This is a genomic window from Candidatus Electronema sp. TJ (genome assembly GCF_048287355.1).
GTDB lineage: Bacteria > Desulfobacterota > Desulfobulbia > Desulfobulbales > Desulfobulbaceae > Electronema.
In genome coordinates this window covers 1-5,455 of record NZ_JBLWEP010000003.1, presented here as the reverse complement: position 1 = coordinate 5,455, position 5,455 = coordinate 1, and the positions used below count along the sequence as shown (strand labels likewise).

Below are 5,455 nucleotides of genomic sequence, written 5' to 3'. Positions count from 1 at the left end.
GCTGTGCCGCTCATTCCGTTCTTTGCAGTTTGCTTTTTCCCGCAGCTGCGCTAAAATGGCGGCTTAGGCATTTGCGCCGCAGATAGGACAGCCTTCACGCTGCAACGATCAATCAATAAGGAGCATCCCATGTTCGACCAGGACATACCCCCGGCCTACACCTTTGATGACGTCCTGCTCGTCCCCTCCGCGTCGGAAATCCTGCCGTCCGAGGTCTGCCTTGCCACCCGGCTGACCGACTCGATCCATCTTAATGCCCCGCTGGTGTCTGCCGCGATGGACACTGTGACCGAGCATCGCACCGCCATCGCCATGGCTAGAGCGGGCGGCATCGGCATCATCCATAAAAACATGTCCATCGAGGATCAGGGCAGAGAGGTCAGGCGGGTTAAGAAGTCGGAATCCGGCATGATTGTAGATCCAGTCACGGTGACCGAGGAACAGACCGTGGCCGAGGTTGAGGAGATTATGGCTTCGTGGCGGATATCCGGTCTGCCGGTACTGCGCGAGGGAAAATTAGTGGGCATTGTCACCAACCGTGACCTCCGCTTTGTCTCCAGCGGCGAACTGCGGGTGAAGGATGTGATGACCAGCAAAAATCTCGTCACTGTGCGCGAGGGCATCGGTCTTGAGCAGTGCAAGGCCCTGCTGCACGAGCACCGGATTGAAAAGCTGCTGGTGGTTGACGAAAATGAGAACCTCAAGGGCCTGATCACCATCAAGGACATCGAAAAGGTCAAGCAATACCCGATGGCCGCCAAAGACAGCAGCGGCAGGCTGCTGGTCGGTGCCGCCATCGGTGTGGGACCGGAGCTGCCTGACCGCACCGAGGCACTCGTCCAGGCAGGCGTTGATGTCCTTGTCTTGGATTCCGCCCACGGCCATTCGGCAGGCATTCTTCAAGCCGTGCGCGAAGTGAGGGCTTCTTGGCCAGATGTGCCGGTTATTGCCGGCAACGTGGCCACCGCTGAAGGCACTGCTGCCCTGATTGAGGCCGGAGCCAACGCAGTCAAGGTCGGTGTAGGTCCTGGATCTATTTGCACCACCCGCATTGTCGCCGGTGTCGGCGTGCCGCAGCTCACTGCCTTGCAGAACGCGGTGCGGGCGGCCAAGGAAAAGCATATCCCGATCATTGCTGACGGCGGCATCAAGTTCTCCGGCGATATCTGCAAGGCCCTCGGCATTGGCGCGAGCAGCGTGATGATTGGCTCGCTCTTCGCGGGCACGGATGAAACGCCGGGCGAGACCTTCCTGTATCAGGGCCGCAAGTACAAAGGCTATCGGGGCATGGGTTCACTCGGCGCGATGCAGCAGGGTTCCAGCGACCGCTATTTCCAGAAGAAGAGCAGCGAGCCGTCCAAATTAGTGCCGGAAGGCATCGAAGGCCGGGTGCCGTATCGCGGCCCGATTGCTGAGATGATCTATCAGCTCCTTGGCGGCCTGCGTTCTGGCATGGGTTACTGCGGCGCAGCCTCAATCCCGGAGCTGCACCGCCGGGCCAAATTTGTCCGCATCTCGCCTGCGGGCCTGCGCGAATCGCATGTCCATGACGTGATCATCACCCGCGAGGCCCCCAACTACCGCACCGAGGGCTTGTAAGACACCGCCATCATGCACAGCCACAGCATTATCATCCTTGATTTCGGCTCCCAGACCACCCAGCTCATCGCCCGTCGCATCCGCGAGCAGAAGGTCTATTCAGAGATTCACCCCTACACCCTGCCTTTGGCCCGGCTGAAGGAAATGCGTCCTGCCGGGATCATCCTTTCTGGCGGCCCAGCTTCAGTCTATGACGAGGATGCGCCGCTCTCCGATCCCGGCTTGTTTGAGCTGGGCGTGCCGGTGCTTGGCATCTGCTACGGGGCGCAGCTGATGACGCAGCAGCTTGGGGGGCGGGTTGAACGGGCAGAGCACCGGGAGTTTGGCAAGGCCGAACTGCTGATCAGCGATGCGTCCGGTCTCTTCAGCGGCTTGGAGACCGCGCCTGCGCATCACCAAGTCTGGATGAGCCACGGCGACCGGGTTGAGGAGCCTGCACCGGGTTTCATCGCCACTGCCACGAGTGCTCATTCGCCCTTCGCCGCTCTTCGTCACACAGACAAGCCCTTTGTTGCCGTGCAGTTTCACCCGGAAGTGGCGCATACTCTGATCGGCACGGACATCCTGCGCAACTTCATCTTCGGCATCTGCGGCTGCGAAGCATCTTGGACCATGCAGTCCTTTATTGAGTCCACAGTAGCGGCGGTGCGGGAAAAGGTTGGCAATGACCGAGTGATCTGCGCTCTCTCTGGCGGCGTAGATTCTACAGTGGTCGCGGCAATGATCCACCGGGCCATCGGCAGCCAGCTCACCTGCATTCACGTCAACAACGGCCTGATGCGCACCAACGAGAGCGAGAGCGTACTCCGCTTCTTCCGCGAGCGCACTGACTTGCAGGTGATTGACATTGACGCTGAAGCCTACTTCTTGGAGCGGCTGAAGGGCATTGCTGATCCTGAAGAAAAGCGCAAGCGCATCGGCTACGGCTTCATCGAGATTTTCGAGCAGGAGGCGAAGAAGCTGGGGCAGGTGAAATATCTCGCTCAAGGCACGCTTTATCCTGACGTGATCGAGTCCGTCGTGTTTCGCGGCAAAGCTCCGATCAAGTCACACCATAACGTCGGCGGCCTGCCGGAGCGTATGGCCTTGGCCCTGATCGAACCGCTGCGTGAGCTGTTCAAAGACGAAGTGCGCGAGCTGGGCCTTGAGCTGGGCCTGCCGGAAGAGGCTATTTTCCGCCAGCCCTTCCCCGGCCCTGGTCTCGGCATCCGCATCATGGGCGAAGTCACTGCCGAGCGGCTGCGCATCCTTCGTCTGGCCGACGTGATCGTGCTGGAGGAAATGAAGCGTTCTGGCTGGTACCGCAAGGTTTGGCAGTCCTTCGCCGTGCTGCTGCCGATTCAGACGGTCGGCGTGATGGGCGATGGCCGTACTTATGAGCATGTCATTGCCCTGCGCTCGGTGGACAGCCGCGACGCGATGACCGCCGACTGGTCGCAATTGCCTTATGATCTGCTGGGCCGGATTTCCACCCGCATCATCAACGAGGTACGGGGTGTCAACCGGGTGGTGTATGACATATCCTCCAAGCCGCCCGCCACTATTGAGTGGGAATAAGCTGTTCCGGCGCAGGGAGCCGTGCCTCCTCTGCGCCTGTTTTTTCCATATTTCACCAAAATCATAAAACATATTGTAATCCCATGCTGAAAACAGGAATTTATGTAGATGCGGAAAATATCAAAATGAGCGGCGGCTACGGAATGCGCTATGATGTCTTGGTTGATATTGCCAACACGCCAACCTCCACGCTGGTGCGCGCCAACTGTTATCTGGCCGAAGACCGCGACCGCACCAGCAAAGAGCCGGATTACCGGCAGAAAGTCTATTTCTATCACAATATCCTGCGCCAGTGCGGCTTCAAGATCATCAAAAAGTTTGTGCGCCGCTATGAGGATGAGGAAGGCAATGTGACAACCAAGGCCAATGCCGACATGGACTTGGCCATTGATGCCCTGCTTCAGGCCCGCAATCTTGACCGCGTCATCCTGCTTACCGGCGACGGTGATTTCATCCGTCTCGTCACTGCGTTGCAGAACATGGGCTGCCGGGTGGACGTGATCGGCTTCAACAACGTCAGCCGCGAGCTGCGCGAAGCGGCAGACTCCTTCCTCTCCGGCTTTCTTATTCCCGGCCTGCTGCCCTTTCAGCCCGACGAGGTCCATCACGATCAGCCCGGCGAATGGCAGCGCGGCACAGTGGCCAACTTCAACGCTGATCGCGGCTTCGGTTTCTTCCGTTTCTTCAGGATGCAGGATCAACACATGCTCAAGCCGGAGACGGTCTTTTTCCACCTCTCCAAATCCACATTGGAAGGCGACTACTACTTCCAAGATCCGACCCGGATTTTCGAGTTCCGCATTGTTGAAAACCCCAACAATGAAGGCCGCTCCGAGGCATGGGACATCCGCTTGGTGCGGGAGAGCTGACGCAGCAAGCGCACTCTGCCTGCGCGCCGACTGTGCAATGCGGCGTGCAGGCAAGCCATCATTTTTCAGCACATTTTGAATTCCATCCGCATCGCAGCAGGAGCATCTTATGGCCGCCCAGAAAAAGAAAGGCAGTTCCTTGAAAAATATCGTCACCGTGCTGACTGCCGTTGCCGCCGGAGCCTTCCTGATTTTCAAAGGCCAAGCACCGGCAGCCCTGCGCGACTACATTCCGCCGCCGCTGCAGTCAATTCTTTATCCTGAGCAGGGGGCAAAGAAAAGCGGCGGAGTGAAAATGAACAATCTGCCGCCGACAGAAGGAAACACCAAGATCAATACCTTTGACAGCGCGAAAAACAAGCTGGAGCAGCTCTACATTGATGCCGGACATTTCACCACCTTCTACTGCGGCAGCACTTTTGACGAAAATTTCAAGCTCGACCACAGCAAAAGCGGCTTCCGCTTCCGCAAAAACAAGGAGAGGGCGAATCGGGTTGAATGGGAGCACATTGTCGCGGCTGAATCCTTCGGCCAAAGTTTTTCTGAATGGCGCGACGGTCATCCCGACTGCGTGGACAGCAAAGGCCAGCCCTACAAAGGCCGCAAATGCGCGGCCAAAGCCAGCAAGCTCTTTCAGCGGATGGAGGCGGACATGTACAACCTTGTGCCTGCCATCGGCGAGGTCAACGGCGACCGCAGCAATTACCGCTTCGACATGATTCCTGGCGAGAAACGCGAATACGGCACATGCAACATGGAGATTGAAGGCAGCGTCGCCGAGCCGCCGGACGACAAGTTTGGCGACATAGCCCGCACATACATGTACATGGAAGCGGCCTATGGACGCGGGGTGATCGCGCAGTCGAACATCAAGCTCTTTGAGGCGTGGAACAAGATGGATCCTGTTGACAAATGGGAATGCGAACGCGCCCGGCGGGTCGAGAAAATTCAGGGCAACAAAAACACTATTCTCGAAAAAGCCTGCAAGCAGGCCGGATTGTAAGAGAGCAGCCGACCGGCTCTGAATTTCATGAAGTACTGAAGTTCGCTTTTCTGCTGCTTGACTGCTCCATCAGACCTTTTGCAGAACTCAACAAGCAGATTGCAGCGGAGAACGAACCGGTTTTGTCTCTTTTCTTGCCCGCTTGCAAAGCAGTTTGGCTTGGCAGGAGAGGAATCCTGCCGACTTGACAAGAAGTTGCACTCGGCAGAAGAAGCATTTGGCCGAGCAGCAAAGATGTTTGGCTGACTAAGAAAGGGGCTGGAGTCGGCTAAACCCCTTTGCTTCTCAGCCAGAAAGAAGTTTGGCCAAGCCGGAATCCTTTCCGGCCGAGCCACATTTCTTGGCTGCCGAGCAGGACTCTTTCTTTGCTTAACCCAAGTTGCGACCTGCAACAACTTGGGTTGTCACTGCTTCTTGAGGATTTCTC

The 5,455-nt window shown here is 57.6% G+C and carries 4 protein-coding genes; all 4 read left to right on the top strand.

The features are described from left to right. Positions 1-129 precede the first annotated feature (129 nt). The 4 genes from guaB (at position 130) to ACNKID_RS00380 (ending at position 5,028) form a co-directional block, all read left to right on the top strand. Complete coding sequence (gene guaB / locus ACNKID_RS00395) at positions 130-1,599, top strand: IMP dehydrogenase (RefSeq protein WP_417911451.1); 1,470 nt, start codon at positions 130-132, stop codon at positions 1,597-1,599. A gap of 12 nt (positions 1,600-1,611) precedes the next feature. Continuing rightward, complete coding sequence (guaA, locus tag ACNKID_RS00390; protein WP_417911450.1) at positions 1,612-3,156, top strand: glutamine-hydrolyzing GMP synthase; 1,545 nt, start codon at positions 1,612-1,614, stop codon at positions 3,154-3,156. Between the two features lie 83 nt (positions 3,157-3,239). Then, positions 3,240-4,025, top strand: a complete 786-nt coding sequence (locus tag ACNKID_RS00385; RefSeq protein WP_417911449.1) for an NYN domain-containing protein — start codon at positions 3,240-3,242, stop codon at positions 4,023-4,025. A gap of 109 nt (positions 4,026-4,134) precedes the next feature. Then, positions 4,135-5,028 (top strand): endonuclease, encoded by an 894-nt coding sequence (locus tag ACNKID_RS00380; protein ID WP_417911448.1) that lies wholly within the window; start codon positions 4,135-4,137, stop codon positions 5,026-5,028. The last annotated feature ends 427 nt before the right edge of the window (positions 5,029-5,455 follow it).